Raw genomic sequence first — 11,884 nt, forward strand, 5'->3', positions numbered from 1 at the left:
AGGGGGTGGAGTCTCGACGGGCGGGGGCGGGTCCACCAGATCAGCCACCCGCCGGGCCACACGGGCCACCTCAAGCGCACGCTCCCGCGCCCACGGCTGGGCCGCGATCACGAGCACATGCCGGTGCAACCACGACGCCACGACCGCGAGCTCGTTGGTGCCCGGTGACCCAACCTCGGCGCGGCCAACCGTCATCACCAGACGAGTGGCCAGCTTCGCCAGCACCTGGCCCGCGTCGAGCTTCACCTCCAGGACGTGAACCACGACCGGCGGTCGCGAACCACCTCGCTTCGCCGGCCGCCCCGCATTCGTCCCGGACGCAGGCGTCGACGGCACCAACATGTCCTCGACCCGCGGCCCCAGGACCTCCAGCGTGTGGAGATCCCTACCCAGCAGGTCCTGCTCAACTTCGGTCAGATAGAACTCCATGCTTCCTTCGCTTCCAGTGATTCAGGTGGGTGGGTGTACAGGTCTCCCCGACCCGGCCCGTCCCGACCCGACCCGACCCGGTGCCTAGGCTTTTGCCCCTCCCCCGCCTAGACGAGAAAAGGTTGTTTTGGCATAACGGTTCGGGGCGGAGTTGGGTACGCGAACATCAGCGCGTGACCATGTCGCGCGCTTGATGTCCGGCAGGCTCGCTTCGCTTTTGAGGAGCCGGGCTGCTGGGTTACCGGCGGCGCCGGGATCGGCGACGTCGGCGGGAGTGCTTGTTGCCACCCCGGCCGCTGGGCGAAGACTCAGCGGTGGCGGGGCGGGGTTCACCGGGCGGCTGGTTGCCGGCGGGAGCGCGAAGCACTGGGGTCGAAGGGGCTGGGGTTTCAGCCTTGCTGGCGGGGAGGCTGCGGGCGGGGGCGCCCTTGTCCTTGTTGGCGCTCGACTCTCGCGCGGGCGGCGCGGAGGATCGCGGACCCCACCCTGGCTGGCTGCCAGAGGGGTCCATAGGACTGGTCGGATGGTCAGTGGTGGCCGTGCGCCGGCTGGCTGCCGGTTCGGCGGAGGCCGTGCGCCGGGCGGGGCCCGGTTCGGCGGGGGCCTCGACCGAACTCTTCTGAGCTTCCAAAGGGTTCGGGATGCCCATCTGCTTGGCGACGCGGGCCGTAATCGACGGCCACGTCGCCAGCTTCTCGAGAATCCAATCGTCGTACACCGGAGAGTCCGGCGGATCCATCAACGGCAACTGCCGATCCGGGTCCGGGACCTCACCACGGGCGATGTTCGCCCCGCGGGAAGCGACGACGTAGTTGTCCGGCGTCGTCTCCTCATCCGGTGCGCGGTGGTCAAAGGTGCCACCGTCGTCGGAATTCGTGGACTTGAAATTGACAGGCTCACCGGTATACCGGCAGGCCGCGCCATCGCGCAGCAACACCGGCACCACCAGCGCGCCGCGATTCCGGTCACGCTTGCGTTTAGCGCCCATGAGCTTGTCGGACCGCTTGATGATGTGGAATAGACCCTGCTCATCCTCGATGAGCTTGTAGACCTTCTCCTCCTCAGTCGAGCAGTCGATAAGCAGGCCGACGTCGACCATGACGTCGACCAGCGGACGGGCCCGGCCCATCCCCAAAATCTTGATGGCCACGCCCCACGGGATCACGTAGTCGGACCAGGTCTGCGCCGACCACTGGGCCAGCGAGAACACGGCGCCCTTCACCTCGGTTTCGAGGCGGGCATCTCCCGACTCCGCTGCAACCTCCGCGAGCTTCATGAAGCACCGATGAGAGTTCGCCGTATCCGACCACTTCACCCACGCCATCAGGCATCACTCCCGGAACGGGGCTGCCCAGCGCGGTGGGGTGCGTCGGTTGTCGGCGGCATAGTGGTCTCCATCTGCTGGTCATGGCGCGGTGGCTGGCGGGGGCGGGGGCTTAGGGGTCGCGGCAGTTGCCGTGGACGCGGTGCACGGTCATGCGGCTCCTCTTTCGCGTGCGTCGGGGCGGGTCAGGCGCGGAAAGCGTTCGAGCGTGCCGTGTTGGCGGTGGCGGTCATAGCAGGCGTCGCACAGTCCGCGGCCGGCATGCTTGGCCATGAGCGTCCCGTCGGGGCGAAGCCGATCGATGTTCGGGGTGCCCCGCTTGACGATGGCAGTGCCACAATCTGCGCAGGCGCGGATCTCCGGCACGCGGTCGCGGAGTCGGCGCCATTGGCGGCCGGCGACGACCCCGTCGACGCGGGCTCCGCTGGTTTCGCAGTCGAGCAAGTACTGCTGGCACGCGGCGAGCGCGGGACACGCCCGACAGGTGAGGACGGCCAGACGATGGCGGGCGGCAGCGACCTTGTGCGGCTCCCCCTCACCCCGGCTGTCGAACAGCCGCGGGTGGCTCGCGCATGGGATGTCGTGGGGAATAGTCATTGGCCGGCCTCCGATCCGGCATGGGCGTCAGCGGTGATCGCGCCGACGTCGAGGCCGAGCTCGCGGGCGCGGGTTGCTGCTTCGGCGATGAGGCGGGAGTCACCGGTCGAGCGTGCGTACAGCAGGTAGGAGCGGGCGAGGTTTTGGGCGTTGCACCTGGTGGCGGGGTCGGTGGCGTGGAGGAGGCCGCGACGGATGCCGTGGGAGATCTCGAGGATGTAGAGGTTGGGGGCGGTTTCGCCGCAGATGGGGCAGGTGTGTGCCCGCCGGCGGGTGTTGATGTCGGCCCACATTGCCTGCTCCGTGGCGACGGCGTCCTGGTGGGCCGCCGACGCCCAGGTGCCGAAGAGGGCCAGCTGATCAAGCATCTGGGGCCTCCAGCGCTTCTCGTGCGGCGCGCAGCTGCCGGGCGGTCGCGATGACCACTGCGGGAAGCAGACGCGTGGGGACGTGAGATTCCCGGACCTCCCCGGCGGTCCACGGTTCCATGCGCTCCCCGATGGGGTGCGCGATCACCGTGTCCGGGTCGATGAGCTCGAGGTCGTCAAGGGTGCGGATGATCTGCGAGTCCGGGGACGGGGACGTGAACAGGGCTTTCAGGTCGGCGAGGATCATTCCTCCCCTGCTGCTCGCGTCATCGCGGTGGGCCGCGATGATTTTGCGGATCTTGTCGGCGGGGATCATCTCAGTCATGCGGGGGCTCCTAGTAGTCCTTGCTCGGCGACGGCGGGCACGACGTCGCGTGCGTGTGGTGCACGGTCGCCGTCGTGGTGGTCGTGGTGGCGGTGATCGTTTCGGTGACCGTCGCCGTGGTCGACGCCGGCGGCGGCCCTGTCGTGGCGTCAGGGCCGGCAAGCGTCATCCACATCAGGCACGCGGCGACGATGCCGGTCCCACACGCGGCGGCGACGACAGCGGCAACGCCTGCAAAGCGGATCTTCGGCTCCGTCATCGCGGGATCGCCCCCAATTCGGCCAGGCGGACTTGCTCCGCCTCATCCAGAGCTGCACGCAGCTGCTCGATCGTGGCCCCCGGCTGCAGCTCAGCAAGAACCTCAGCCGCAGGCGACTGCCGCACTCCCGGCGCCATCCGCAGATGCATCAGGTCACACGCCGAGCAGCGTCCCGCCGCCGTTGCGCGGGCAATGACCTCCGCGATGGCGGGGACATCGCCGTACCCGATGATTGGAAGCTGCATCACCATCCAGGTCGCGTCTTCTTCTGACACGCCGGCGGCGACGAGCATCGCCCACGGCGTCAGCGTCGCTCTCAGGGGCATCACGCGACACCCCCACGCGCCGCGGTGGTCACCGTCTCCGGCGGCGACACCTGCTGGCGGACGATGCGGGCGACCAGCGGATCGTCTTCGAGCACGGCCGTCAGCTGATCGCAGGCTTCCGCCCGGGTCGAATACCAGCAGCCGGTGTCGAACTCCTCCGTGCCGCTGGGGATGTAGCGCACGGCGTACTGGGTCTTCATCGACGCAATGAACGTCAGCGACTGACGCAGCAGCTCGTGGGCCTCGTCGTTGCTCATTCCCTGCCACGTATCCATGCGGGCAAGGGCGTCCTTTGCCTCCTGCGGATTCACGACACACCTCCGATCGGGCGGGCGGCGACGGTGCGCACGCCTGCCACGTCCTTGTTCGTTTTCGTCATTTCCTCGTCCTCTCTTCCGTCCTCCACCGGCACCAGCTCTAACTGGCCCGGGACCTCCTCCGGCGGCTGCTTTCCTCGCTGGGTGATCCAGTGGTGCACCTGCACTCGCCTCACCGGCGGGAGGTTGTCCCACCAGGCGTCGGCGTTGGCTTCGTCCTGCCTCATTCGCGTCCCCCCAGACCCCGTCTCCGGCTGCCTCGCTTGGCCATCTCGATGCGAATCCGCTCAGCCGGGTCCTGCCGACGGCGGATGCGCTCGCGGATCTCCGGCGGCATCCCGACGCCTCCCCGCGCCCGTTTGGCGGGACACGACACCACGTGCGGTTTGAACAGCAACTCGCCTGCCGCGCGTCGCTCTGCGGCATCGTGTGGGCCCAGCGTCTCCGCCCGGCCGCCTACCAGCCGGACCACGCCGGCCGGGTCGCACGACGCATCGAGTGCGATGCGCTTGCCGGCGGTGGTGTCGCGCCACATGATCGGGTCGCCGCAGTCGCGGCAGTACGCCTCATCCGGGCCGCGGGGCGCCATCACCGCCACCTCCTCGGCAGCAGCAGACCGACGGTCTCCCGGACGGCGATCCACGCGCACACGCGCACCGTCGGGCGGCGCAGAGCCACTCCCCTGCGGATGCCGGCCGAGGAGGTCATGCGCCCACCACCAACGCCAGCATCACGGTGGTCCACAGCAGCGCAACCACCACGATTGCGACGAGGATCGTGCCATCGACGTGACCGCTCCTCCGGAAGGCGGCGCGGCACTGCTTGCGGCGCCGTGGTCGCTGCCGCGGCCCATACGTGCGCGGGACCCGGTCCGCGTAGAGAAGTCGTGCGGTCGAACACCACGTCGGGGTGACGGGGCCGTCCTCGGCACGGCGAACGGGCTGGTCGGTGGTCATCGAGGTTCCTCCAAATCACGGTCGATGTCGATCGCGTCGGCCCAGGCGATGAACGCGGCCAGGGCGGCACGGGTTTGTTGGTCGGGCTGGTCATCGATCCAGGTGCGCAGCTCCGACAAGGAGACGAAGCGGCCGACTCCAACCTGAGGGGGCCGAGGCAGCGTGGCGCGGCGCGGGATGACGAACTCGCGGGGCATCACGTCGCAGACGTCGCCCAAGTGCAATGCCCCGACGCGACGCGGTTCGGCATGCGAGTCGATCCAGGTGAGCATCACCAGGCGGCCACCATCTGCCGGGTACCGCAGGCGTGCAAGGAGCTGAACCGTCACGGCGTGACCTCCTCGATGCGTCGGACGGTGCACCACAACTCGCGGGCCGCCCACGTCCAGCCGACCGCTCCCGCGCCCCACAGCAGAGGGGTCGCGTTGAGCAGCTCGGAGGCCGTGATGGCGGCTTGCACCAGCGCATGGGCAGCCATCACGCCGGCGGAAACCGCCAGCATCCGGCCGACGAGCGCGATGCGGTCACGCGCGTCCCACACCGCGCGGTACGCGGCCCGGTAGCGGTGCGGGTACATGGCCTCGGCAAGCTCGTGTTCGACGTCGAAGTCGACGCGCACCCAAGCAGGAAGATCAGACACGGTCGCGCTCCTTCCGTGCCAGGCCGATGAACTCGGCGATGCGGGTGAAGTCGAGCCCCGCCCACCACGTCGACGTGCCATCGGGACGCACGCCGAGAACCACCGGGGCCTCACGGAATCCCATTTCGGCCGCGAACTGCAGGATCTCGTCGGTCATGTTCTCTTCGAGGACGGGCACGTCATGCCTGGTCAGCAGCGCCTCGGTGCGGGCACACGCCGCGCAACCGGGCTTCGTCCACATCACGACGCGCAGCGCGTCATCGCGGTGGCTCATGGTTCTGGTCAGCTCAGGCATTAGGCCACCTGCCTCGGGTCGCGGGGAAACCCCTCGACCATGACGCGGTCGACTTCGGAGGCAAGGATCTTCCAGTGCTCCCGGGATCCAGGTCGTTTGGGCAGCGTCCGGAGTCGGCCGGACTGACACCAGCGGTAGACGCGCTGGAGGTCGATATCGAAGATTGCCGCGAACTCGGCGACGGACACGGTCTGCCGGCCGGTGACGGGCCGGGTGACGTGGTCGGCCATCGTCATCACCCCTCGGGGGTTTGATCGGGTATCGTGCATGTCAGTTCCTTTCGAACTAGGAGCGGTCCGCGATACCTGTTGCGCCAGGTGCGGGCCGTTTTCTTTTTGAGGTGGATGGGTGGTGCGCAGCCCGGCCGGCCTGAGGAGATCCGCAGATGTGCAGGCCATGGGGCAGGGCTTGGCGGTGAAGAACACGAAACCGCGTTAACGCACCGGCGCCCGCCGGGGACTCGAACCCCGGTGCCTGCCAGTCGGGCCGCGCCACCGCGAACGCGGGGCGACTGTTTGTGCTGCACAGCGGGATAAGATCGAGCCATGGCGAATCCAGCGGAACTCCTTCACGCGCAGCTGACGAAATGGAATGGGCCCGAAAACGTGGCCGCCCGCAATACACGAGGCATTCCGGCGTCCCAGGGGTGGGAGGATCATCGGCGTGCCGTGATGCTCCTCAAGGACATCGAGGAGCTGTTGACAATCGCCGAGAAGAATCAGGGCTTGAACATGAGCCACGCCCGGCGGCACTTCGACCGCTGGACGCAGATGGTCTTCGCCTACCCCTACGGGTGGAGTTCCAGCGGCCAGCACAGCATCGACGCCGCGTCGCTCGAACAGCTCGAAGCAACCGCCACGACTCTCCAGATGGTCGTGCCCGAGTTCGTCGACGGCGGGCCTGAGGGATTCGCGGGATTCCTCGACGCTGTCCGCAGCCGGGTAGACGCCTTGTGCGATGAGGGAGAGTTCCTTCGCATTCACGCGCACAGGATCATCAACCATCTGCACGGACTGTTGGACGCTCGGAAGTACATGGGTGAGTTCCGAATCGCCAACGCGATCAACGACCTCAACTTCATCACCGAGGAACTCAAGAAGAAGAGCCCTAAGGACCCCTTCCTCCAGCAGGCTGCGACTAATGTCTGGTCCTTCTTCAAGAAGAACATCGCCGTTGCCTACATCGCAGGAGTCGCCATCACGGCGCTGCCCGAGCCCGACGAAGTCCTGGAGCTGGTCGCCACCCAGGTCCGCGAAATCACCTCGGGCTCCGACGCATCCGACGAGACTGACGGCGAGATCACGACCGAGGACGAGTCCTGACCTACCCATCGCCCCGCCCTCCCTTGCCGGCGAGGTCGAGCAGCTCGTCCATTGCCTCGTCGATGACTCGGCCCGACGGCCTGCCCGTCAGGATCTGCTCGCGGATCCTCGTCAGCACGCGGTAGGCGGTGAAGTATTCGAGGAGCGGCAGTCCCTCAGGTGCGTAACGGTGGTCGTTCATGGCGACATCGCCGGGCTTGATGCTGGACATCACGGCCTGCCTTTCTCGCCTCGGCGCGGCTCATCGGCCCAAACGCCTCCGCTTTCGTAGGGTTCACGCGGGTGCCCGTCCGGGCGCATCGACACCCAGTACTCGGCGATGACGGGCACTTCCGTGCCGTCGTCGGCCGGTTCCGTGGCCGGCACCCGGTACATCCGCTCGAAAGGAACGCCGGTCGAATAGGCCGCGCGGCCATCGTGGTGAAACTTGGCTTCGGCGCGAATCATCTGCATTGCCTGATCCAGCGCACCGACCAGTTCGGCGACGTCTTCGTTCTCGTCCGGGTAACCGAACCTGTGCCCCAACTGCTCCGTTACCCAATCCACGGGCAATGCCTTGCTGAGGTAGATCAACGAGTCGATGGGATCCCACGAGTTCATGACTTCACCGCCGCGAAGTAGTCGCGCCAGACGCGCTCCATCAGCGGGCGGTCGGCTTCGGTGTATCCGTTGACGCGGCGCACCTGGCCATTGGAGACGTTGAGGTCGTACTTCTCCGGCTCCCGCCCGTGCTTTTCGACGTAGGCCCTCTTGAGACGCTTACCGAACACGCCGGCGATCGACGCCAGTTGCTTCTTCGACAGGTTCTTTTCCCTGAGGAACTCCTGCGCGTACAGGGGGCGCGACCCCGCATCGAGCTCGGGGGCTTCGCCGAGTCCGCGCGCGAGAATGATGCGGGCCCGGGCTTCGAGATGGTCCGGGTGAATCAGGCCGCGGGCGGCCTGCGCCAGCTCCATCTGGGCGCGGGCCTGGTAGATCAGGGCATTGACCTGATGCTCATCAGCGCGGGGGTTGATGGCCCCGCCGGCAGTCCAGTAGGACTCGATGACGTCGGCGATTTCGGCCTGGTACGCGACCACGAGCGGGCGGGCCTCATCGGACACTCGGTTCTCGTCGATGGTGGCGAGCCACATCGTGAGGGTGCGGACGTCGATCAGCGTGTGCTCGCGGAACTGGACATCTCCGGGGACCTGCATGGTCATCTTGACCATGGAGGCCCACGACTTCCCGGTCAGTCGGCGCGATTGGCTGCGGTAGTCAAGTCCGATGGATTCGACCAACGGGCGGAACACCACATGCGGGGTGCCGTCGACATCGACGGCCTGGACCTGGTTCCCGTGGAACGGGATGGTGACGAGCTGGTTCATCACGCGGCCCCCGCTTCGCGCTTGCCGACGCCCGGCGCGGCGTCGGTGCCGGTGCCGCGGCCCGCTCGTTCGCGGGCGATCTGCACGGCGCGCTCGAGCACCCTGGTCGCGCCGTTGATGGCGAGGACATCGCCGTCGAGGTCCAGCTGGTGGACCGCCAGGCTCAGCGCGGTTTCGAAGTCCTGCAGTTCCCAGTCGGCGATCTCGCGGAGGTTGATGATCGCGTTCATCGCGCGGTTGGTCTGGGGGATCATTCCGGTGTTCATCACGCGGCCCCCACTTCGCGCTTGTCGACGCCCGGCGCGGCTTCGTCTTCATCGGCCCACATGATTGCGATGGGCGGGACTCCGAGGGCGGCGGCCATGGCGCGGAGGTGCTTGCGGTTGAGTGCGCGTCTGCCGGCCTCGATATTGGCGAGGGTCGGGCGGGCCATTCCGACGCGAGTGGCGAGCTGGTCGATGGTTGCGCCGGTGTACTCGCGGAGGGCCTTGATGGTGGCGCCCACCCGCTGACGCTCCAGCGCAGCGCTGTCTGTGTCAGTCATGTTTCAATTCCTTCCGGTCTTGCTAGCAGCATAGCGCGACCGCTTGAAACATGTCAACACTCTTGCTTGAAACACTTCCGGAAAGCTGCAAAATCACTGGTAGCCCCGGAACAACAATCACGTGATTTCATGCTCGTGTTTCAAGCAACCTTGGGGTTTCTTTCGTCAAAGCCTTCCTGGTGTTTCACTGTGTTTCTTGCAACACTGAAGGCATGGCAGATCTGAAGGCACTTGGACGGGCAGTTGCAGCCCGGCGCGCTTCGCTGGAAATGACGCAGGCGGACGTCGCGATCAAGGCGAGTGTGTCGGCCCGGTCCGTCCATAACCTAGAAAGCGGCGCGACATGGCCTCAGGCGGCCAATCGAGAGAGGATCGAGCAGGCTCTGGGCTGGGCGCCCGGATCCCTCGAGACGATCCGCGACGGCGGCGAGCCGACCGAATTGGACGGGGACGGGCCGTCGCAAAGCAAGTCCCTGTTCCCCGGCGGTACCGCCGACGCCAAGCGGATCATCAACGGGACGGCAGAGGCCATGCATCGGCCGGGCACCACGCTCGGCGACCTCGACGAGACGACGCGCGCGTTCTTCGACAGAGTGACCCAGCTCGCGACGATCAACGGCCTCGTCGGCGCCGTCGAGAACCCCGAGCACCCGCAGGCCCTCGCCGCGATCCGCGCGAGCCTTCGCGAGAACATCGGCCGACACGGCGTGACCCCCGACCTCGTACGCACCGTCGCCGCCGGCCACCTGGGCGACGTCGTCAGCCAGCTCGACGCGCCGCGCCGCGACCAGGTCGTGGAGCTCGCCTACCGGCTGCTGGACGAGCAGGAGTCGGAGGGCGGGGGCGCGAGCTCGTTCGAGGATCTGGACGAGGAGGTCAATGCCGTGCCCGACCTCGGGGTTACCTCGGATGGACAAGTGTGGGAACGCGATCGCCACGGCAATTGGGCCGCGGTCAGAACGATCAAGATGGAGTCGAGGGGCGTCATCTGGGTTGGCCGCCGTTCTGCCTTCATGCCCGCCGACACCGTCACGTCCCGGTTCGGCGACATCACGATCGTGGACAAGAAGGTCCTCCGCGAACTTCTACGGGAAGCCGGCAGCCGTGCAATCAAACCCGAGTCGATCGCGGCAGCAGCTCTTCAGTCCACGTCCTCCGTTCGCGACGACCTTGCGGCCCGGCGCGATTCGAACACTCCGCGCGGCCCGGTCCGGAACGTGGTGGATGATGACGACCCGACCGCGGGGATCGACTGGCGGGACTATGCGGCGCACCCGAAGACGGATCCGCTCGAGGAAGATAACCCCACTCCCTGACAGGAAACCGTGAGGAAGGTACGGTATGAACCATGAACAGGACGAACGCGATGCTCAGGGGAGCCGGCCGGATGACGCTGGCAACCTCCCCGCGGATCCGCGACGTCGCGGAGGAAGCACACCGGCGCAACCGGACCCGAACTCACCGGTCGTTCCAGAAGGTGGGGGACTCGATCCGTCTCGAGATCAGCCGCCGCTCCCTGGACTGAACTACACGGAGGTAGTCGAGGCGTACAGGATTGAAGGCCCTCTTCCACCGCCGCAAATCCTCGCGCAGTATGACGCCCTCGTTCCTGGCGAGGCCAAACGCATCCTCGACGACGCGCACGAAAACGAGGTCCTCGACCGCGAGGTCACCCGGAAGTCGTTTGACACGGCCATCACGCTGGAGAAGCGGGGATTCAACGTGGCAGCGGCCATCACGGCCTCCTGCCTCATTCTCGCTTTTTTGAGCCTGCTGTTCCTCGATCCGCCGGAGTCCATTGCCGGCACCGTCGTTTTCGGCCTCGGGAGCGCCACACCCATCGTCCTCGGGTTCCTCGGCAACCACCGGCCGCCGAAGCACAAGGACGCTAAGCAGCCACCCGCAGGGCCACCGGATGCTTGACGTTCCCGACCAGTTGGCCGACGCGATGGGCCTGCGTGTCGACGAGGTACCGCTCGACGACGATTGGCCGCACGGCCTATGGGTGCCAGAACGGCGGCAAATCATCCTCCGCCATGGCCTCGACCGCATCACCCGCCGATGCGTCCTCGCGCACGAACTCGGCCACGCGCATCACCGTGACATGCGATCCGGATTCGATTCCATCGATTCACGCGCTGAACGGCGGGCCGACGCATTCGCCGCACTGCTGTTGATCTCGCCGGCCGAGTACGCCCTGGCCGAGGAACTCCACGGGCCCGGCGTCGCAGGACTCGCGCACGCCCTCGACGTCACCCCTCACCTCATCCGCGTCTGGCGCGGAGAACACGAAAGGAAAGCCCCATGACCCATCCGAACCCCGAACGCCCCGAGCATTCCACCCCGCGCCCCGAAGCCACTCATTGGGCCGCACCACCACAGCCACAGGCACCACCCATGCCCATCCCCAGCCCCAACGGCAAGCCCTACTTCCGCTCCGGCGGCTGGTTCGAAGTCCTCTCCATCACCGCAATGGTGATCGGTGCGTTGATGATTGCCTTCGGCCTGATCGCACTTTTCAACGGTACTCCCGGCTCTGGCATGGCGACGGCTCTTGGTCTCGTTGTCGTCGTTCTCGGCGGCATCCTCGCCGCAGTCCTCCGCCTCGGCTCAATGCTGGAAAGCACGATCACCCAGCGACGCTGAACGAAAGGACAGCAGCATAAACGCGAGCCACGCGTTCCCCACAGGCAATAGCACCACCGCCGCCATCGTCTGACAGAAAGAAGAACGCCGACCCCGCCGCACGCCTTGGACAGCTTGCACGGCAGGGCCGGAGATACGGCGCCGCCACCGGCGGCCCGCTGACACGAAG

Annotated in this window: 24 protein-coding genes and 1 pseudogene; 5 read left to right on the forward strand and 20 right to left on the reverse strand. The window is 67.0% G+C overall.

What is annotated here, in order from left to right; translation table 11 throughout:
- The 15 genes and pseudogenes from HMPREF3121_RS05425 to HMPREF3121_RS12595 all read right to left on the reverse strand — a co-directional run.
- A pseudogene (locus HMPREF3121_RS05425) lies at nucleotides 1–429 on the reverse strand (hypothetical protein); the annotation flags it as partial.
- A gap of 238 nt (nucleotides 430–667) precedes the next feature.
- Nucleotides 668–1,705: a hypothetical protein gene (locus HMPREF3121_RS05430; RefSeq protein WP_070520711.1), complete on the reverse strand. Its 1,038-nt coding sequence runs from the start codon at nucleotides 1,703–1,705 to the stop codon at nucleotides 668–670.
- 198 nt (nucleotides 1,706–1,903) lie between these two features.
- Nucleotides 1,904–2,350: a hypothetical protein gene (locus tag HMPREF3121_RS05435; protein ID WP_070520713.1), complete on the reverse strand. Its 447-nt coding sequence runs from the start codon at nucleotides 2,348–2,350 to the stop codon at nucleotides 1,904–1,906.
- On the reverse strand, nucleotides 2,347–2,718 hold the full coding sequence (locus HMPREF3121_RS05440; protein WP_070520716.1) for a hypothetical protein: 372 nt from the start codon (nucleotides 2,716–2,718) through the stop codon (nucleotides 2,347–2,349). Before HMPREF3121_RS05440 ends, HMPREF3121_RS05435 begins: the two co-directional genes overlap by 4 nt.
- Nucleotides 2,711–3,043, reverse strand: a complete 333-nt coding sequence (locus tag HMPREF3121_RS05445; protein ID WP_070520718.1) for a hypothetical protein — start codon at nucleotides 3,041–3,043, stop codon at nucleotides 2,711–2,713. Before HMPREF3121_RS05445 ends, HMPREF3121_RS05440 begins: the two co-directional genes overlap by 8 nt.
- 10 nt (nucleotides 3,044–3,053) lie before the next feature.
- Nucleotides 3,054–3,302 carry a hypothetical protein gene (locus HMPREF3121_RS05450; RefSeq protein WP_070520721.1) on the reverse strand — a complete coding sequence of 83 codons (249 nt, stop codon included), beginning with the start codon at nucleotides 3,300–3,302 and terminating at the stop codon, nucleotides 3,054–3,056.
- The gene (locus tag HMPREF3121_RS05455; RefSeq protein WP_070520722.1) at nucleotides 3,299–3,631 is read right to left on the reverse strand and encodes a hypothetical protein; all 333 of its coding nucleotides are present in this window, start codon (nucleotides 3,629–3,631) and stop codon (nucleotides 3,299–3,301) included. Before HMPREF3121_RS05455 ends, HMPREF3121_RS05450 begins: the two co-directional genes overlap by 4 nt.
- Entirely contained in the window at nucleotides 3,628–3,939 is a 312-nt protein-coding gene (locus HMPREF3121_RS05460; RefSeq protein WP_141742982.1) for a hypothetical protein, read from the reverse strand. Before HMPREF3121_RS05460 ends, HMPREF3121_RS05455 begins: the two co-directional genes overlap by 4 nt.
- Nucleotides 3,936–4,172: a hypothetical protein gene (locus HMPREF3121_RS05465; RefSeq protein WP_070520726.1), complete on the reverse strand. Its 237-nt coding sequence runs from the start codon at nucleotides 4,170–4,172 to the stop codon at nucleotides 3,936–3,938. The genes HMPREF3121_RS05460 and HMPREF3121_RS05465 overlap by 4 nt, the downstream gene beginning before the upstream one ends.
- Nucleotides 4,169–4,534: a hypothetical protein gene (locus HMPREF3121_RS05470; protein WP_070520729.1), complete on the reverse strand. Its 366-nt coding sequence runs from the start codon at nucleotides 4,532–4,534 to the stop codon at nucleotides 4,169–4,171. Before HMPREF3121_RS05470 ends, HMPREF3121_RS05465 begins: the two co-directional genes overlap by 4 nt.
- A 115-nt stretch (nucleotides 4,535–4,649) precedes the next feature.
- Nucleotides 4,650–4,901 carry a hypothetical protein gene (locus HMPREF3121_RS05475; RefSeq protein WP_070520731.1) on the reverse strand — a complete coding sequence of 84 codons (252 nt, stop codon included), beginning with the start codon at nucleotides 4,899–4,901 and terminating at the stop codon, nucleotides 4,650–4,652.
- A complete protein-coding gene (locus tag HMPREF3121_RS05480) occupies nucleotides 4,898–5,230 on the reverse strand; it encodes a hypothetical protein (RefSeq protein ID WP_070520734.1) in 333 nt (110 codons plus the stop codon). Before HMPREF3121_RS05480 ends, HMPREF3121_RS05475 begins: the two co-directional genes overlap by 4 nt.
- The gene (locus HMPREF3121_RS05485; protein WP_141742983.1) at nucleotides 5,227–5,541 is read right to left on the reverse strand and encodes a hypothetical protein; all 315 of its coding nucleotides are present in this window, start codon (nucleotides 5,539–5,541) and stop codon (nucleotides 5,227–5,229) included. Before HMPREF3121_RS05485 ends, HMPREF3121_RS05480 begins: the two co-directional genes overlap by 4 nt.
- Nucleotides 5,534–5,836, reverse strand: coding sequence for a glutaredoxin family protein (locus tag HMPREF3121_RS05490; protein ID WP_141742984.1), 303 nt, complete (start codon nucleotides 5,834–5,836; stop codon nucleotides 5,534–5,536). The genes HMPREF3121_RS05485 and HMPREF3121_RS05490 overlap by 8 nt, the downstream gene beginning before the upstream one ends.
- Nucleotides 5,836–6,105 (reverse strand): helix-turn-helix domain-containing protein, encoded by a 270-nt coding sequence (locus HMPREF3121_RS12595; RefSeq protein WP_168161371.1) that lies wholly within the window; start codon nucleotides 6,103–6,105, stop codon nucleotides 5,836–5,838. The genes HMPREF3121_RS05490 and HMPREF3121_RS12595 overlap by 1 nt, the downstream gene beginning before the upstream one ends.
- Before the next feature lie 399 nt (nucleotides 6,106–6,504).
- Here HMPREF3121_RS12595 and HMPREF3121_RS05500 point away from each other — a divergent pair, with 399 nt between their 5' ends.
- Nucleotides 6,505–7,158 carry a hypothetical protein gene (locus HMPREF3121_RS05500; RefSeq protein WP_141742985.1) on the forward strand — a complete coding sequence of 218 codons (654 nt, stop codon included), beginning with the start codon at nucleotides 6,505–6,507 and terminating at the stop codon, nucleotides 7,156–7,158.
- A gap of 1 nt (nucleotide 7,159) precedes the next feature.
- On the opposite strand, the gene HMPREF3121_RS05505 is transcribed toward HMPREF3121_RS05500, so the two are convergent.
- From HMPREF3121_RS05505 to HMPREF3121_RS05525, 5 genes are read right to left on the reverse strand one after another with little or no spacing between them, the layout of a single operon-like run.
- A complete protein-coding gene (locus tag HMPREF3121_RS05505; RefSeq protein ID WP_070520747.1) occupies nucleotides 7,160–7,369 on the reverse strand; it encodes a hypothetical protein in 210 nt (69 codons plus the stop codon).
- Nucleotides 7,369–7,731, reverse strand: coding sequence for a hypothetical protein (locus HMPREF3121_RS05510; RefSeq protein ID WP_141742986.1), 363 nt, complete (start codon nucleotides 7,729–7,731; stop codon nucleotides 7,369–7,371). The genes HMPREF3121_RS05505 and HMPREF3121_RS05510 overlap by 1 nt, the downstream gene beginning before the upstream one ends.
- Before the next feature lie 23 nt (nucleotides 7,732–7,754).
- Complete coding sequence (locus HMPREF3121_RS05515; RefSeq protein ID WP_070520753.1) at nucleotides 7,755–8,525, reverse strand: phage antirepressor N-terminal domain-containing protein; 771 nt, start codon at nucleotides 8,523–8,525, stop codon at nucleotides 7,755–7,757.
- Nucleotides 8,525–8,791, reverse strand: coding sequence for a hypothetical protein (locus tag HMPREF3121_RS05520; protein WP_070520756.1), 267 nt, complete (start codon nucleotides 8,789–8,791; stop codon nucleotides 8,525–8,527). The genes HMPREF3121_RS05515 and HMPREF3121_RS05520 overlap by 1 nt, the downstream gene beginning before the upstream one ends.
- Entirely contained in the window at nucleotides 8,791–9,069 is a 279-nt protein-coding gene (locus HMPREF3121_RS05525; protein ID WP_070520759.1) for a helix-turn-helix domain-containing protein, read from the reverse strand. The genes HMPREF3121_RS05520 and HMPREF3121_RS05525 overlap by 1 nt, the downstream gene beginning before the upstream one ends.
- 212 nt (nucleotides 9,070–9,281) lie before the next feature.
- Between HMPREF3121_RS05525 and HMPREF3121_RS05530 the strand changes: the two genes are divergently transcribed.
- From HMPREF3121_RS05530 to HMPREF3121_RS05545, 4 genes are read left to right on the forward strand one after another with little or no spacing between them, the layout of a single operon-like run.
- The gene (locus HMPREF3121_RS05530) at nucleotides 9,282–10,385 is read left to right on the forward strand and encodes a helix-turn-helix transcriptional regulator (RefSeq protein ID WP_141742988.1); all 1,104 of its coding nucleotides are present in this window, start codon (nucleotides 9,282–9,284) and stop codon (nucleotides 10,383–10,385) included.
- Between the two features lie 25 nt (nucleotides 10,386–10,410).
- Complete coding sequence (locus HMPREF3121_RS12390; protein WP_141742989.1) at nucleotides 10,411–10,992, forward strand: DUF2335 domain-containing protein; 582 nt, start codon at nucleotides 10,411–10,413, stop codon at nucleotides 10,990–10,992.
- 13 nt (nucleotides 10,993–11,005) lie between these two features.
- Nucleotides 11,006–11,377, forward strand: coding sequence for an ImmA/IrrE family metallo-endopeptidase (locus tag HMPREF3121_RS05540; RefSeq protein WP_246816080.1), 372 nt, complete (start codon nucleotides 11,006–11,008; stop codon nucleotides 11,375–11,377).
- Nucleotides 11,374–11,715 (forward strand): hypothetical protein, encoded by a 342-nt coding sequence (locus HMPREF3121_RS05545; protein WP_141742990.1) that lies wholly within the window; start codon nucleotides 11,374–11,376, stop codon nucleotides 11,713–11,715. Before HMPREF3121_RS05540 ends, HMPREF3121_RS05545 begins: the two co-directional genes overlap by 4 nt.
- The last annotated feature ends 169 nt before the right edge of the window (nucleotides 11,716–11,884 follow it).

This window comes from Corynebacterium sp. HMSC11E11, assembly GCF_001807025.1.
In the GTDB taxonomy this organism is placed as follows: domain Bacteria; phylum Actinomycetota; class Actinomycetes; order Mycobacteriales; family Mycobacteriaceae; genus Corynebacterium; species Corynebacterium freneyi.

Excerpts from the sequence above, each read along its gene's own strand:
- HMPREF3121_RS05515 (WP_070520753.1), bottom strand. The coding sequence starts at position 8,525 with ATGAACCAGCTCGTCACCATCCCGTTCCACGGGAACCAGGTCCAGGCC.
- HMPREF3121_RS05545 (WP_141742990.1), top strand. The coding sequence starts at position 11,374 with ATGACCCATCCGAACCCCGAACGCCCCGAGCATTCCACCCCGCGCCCC.
- HMPREF3121_RS05520 (WP_070520756.1), bottom strand. The coding sequence starts at position 8,791 with ATGAACACCGGAATGATCCCCCAGACCAACCGCGCGATGAACGCGATC.
- HMPREF3121_RS05435 (WP_070520713.1), bottom strand. The coding sequence starts at position 2,350 with ATGACTATTCCCCACGACATCCCATGCGCGAGCCACCCGCGGCTGTTC.
- HMPREF3121_RS05465 (WP_070520726.1), bottom strand. The coding sequence starts at position 4,172 with ATGAGGCAGGACGAAGCCAACGCCGACGCCTGGTGGGACAACCTCCCG.
- HMPREF3121_RS05430 (WP_070520711.1), bottom strand. The coding sequence starts at position 1,705 with ATGAAGCTCGCGGAGGTTGCAGCGGAGTCGGGAGATGCCCGCCTCGAA.
- HMPREF3121_RS12390 (WP_141742989.1), top strand. The coding sequence starts at position 10,411 with ATGAACCATGAACAGGACGAACGCGATGCTCAGGGGAGCCGGCCGGAT.
- HMPREF3121_RS05440 (WP_070520716.1), bottom strand. The coding sequence starts at position 2,718 with ATGCTTGATCAGCTGGCCCTCTTCGGCACCTGGGCGTCGGCGGCCCAC.
- HMPREF3121_RS05530 (WP_141742988.1), top strand. The coding sequence starts at position 9,282 with ATGGCAGATCTGAAGGCACTTGGACGGGCAGTTGCAGCCCGGCGCGCT.
- HMPREF3121_RS05475 (WP_070520731.1), bottom strand. The coding sequence starts at position 4,901 with ATGACCACCGACCAGCCCGTTCGCCGTGCCGAGGACGGCCCCGTCACC.
- HMPREF3121_RS05505 (WP_070520747.1), bottom strand. The coding sequence starts at position 7,369 with ATGTCCAGCATCAAGCCCGGCGATGTCGCCATGAACGACCACCGTTAC.
- HMPREF3121_RS05470 (WP_070520729.1), bottom strand. The coding sequence starts at position 4,534 with ATGGCGCCCCGCGGCCCGGATGAGGCGTACTGCCGCGACTGCGGCGAC.
- HMPREF3121_RS05490 (WP_141742984.1), bottom strand. The coding sequence starts at position 5,836 with ATGCCTGAGCTGACCAGAACCATGAGCCACCGCGATGACGCGCTGCGC.
- HMPREF3121_RS05525 (WP_070520759.1), bottom strand. The coding sequence starts at position 9,069 with ATGACTGACACAGACAGCGCTGCGCTGGAGCGTCAGCGGGTGGGCGCC.
- HMPREF3121_RS05445 (WP_070520718.1), bottom strand. The coding sequence starts at position 3,043 with ATGACTGAGATGATCCCCGCCGACAAGATCCGCAAAATCATCGCGGCC.
- HMPREF3121_RS05450 (WP_070520721.1), bottom strand. The coding sequence starts at position 3,302 with ATGACGGAGCCGAAGATCCGCTTTGCAGGCGTTGCCGCTGTCGTCGCC.
- HMPREF3121_RS12595 (WP_168161371.1), bottom strand. The coding sequence starts at position 6,105 with ATGCACGATACCCGATCAAACCCCCGAGGGGTGATGACGATGGCCGAC.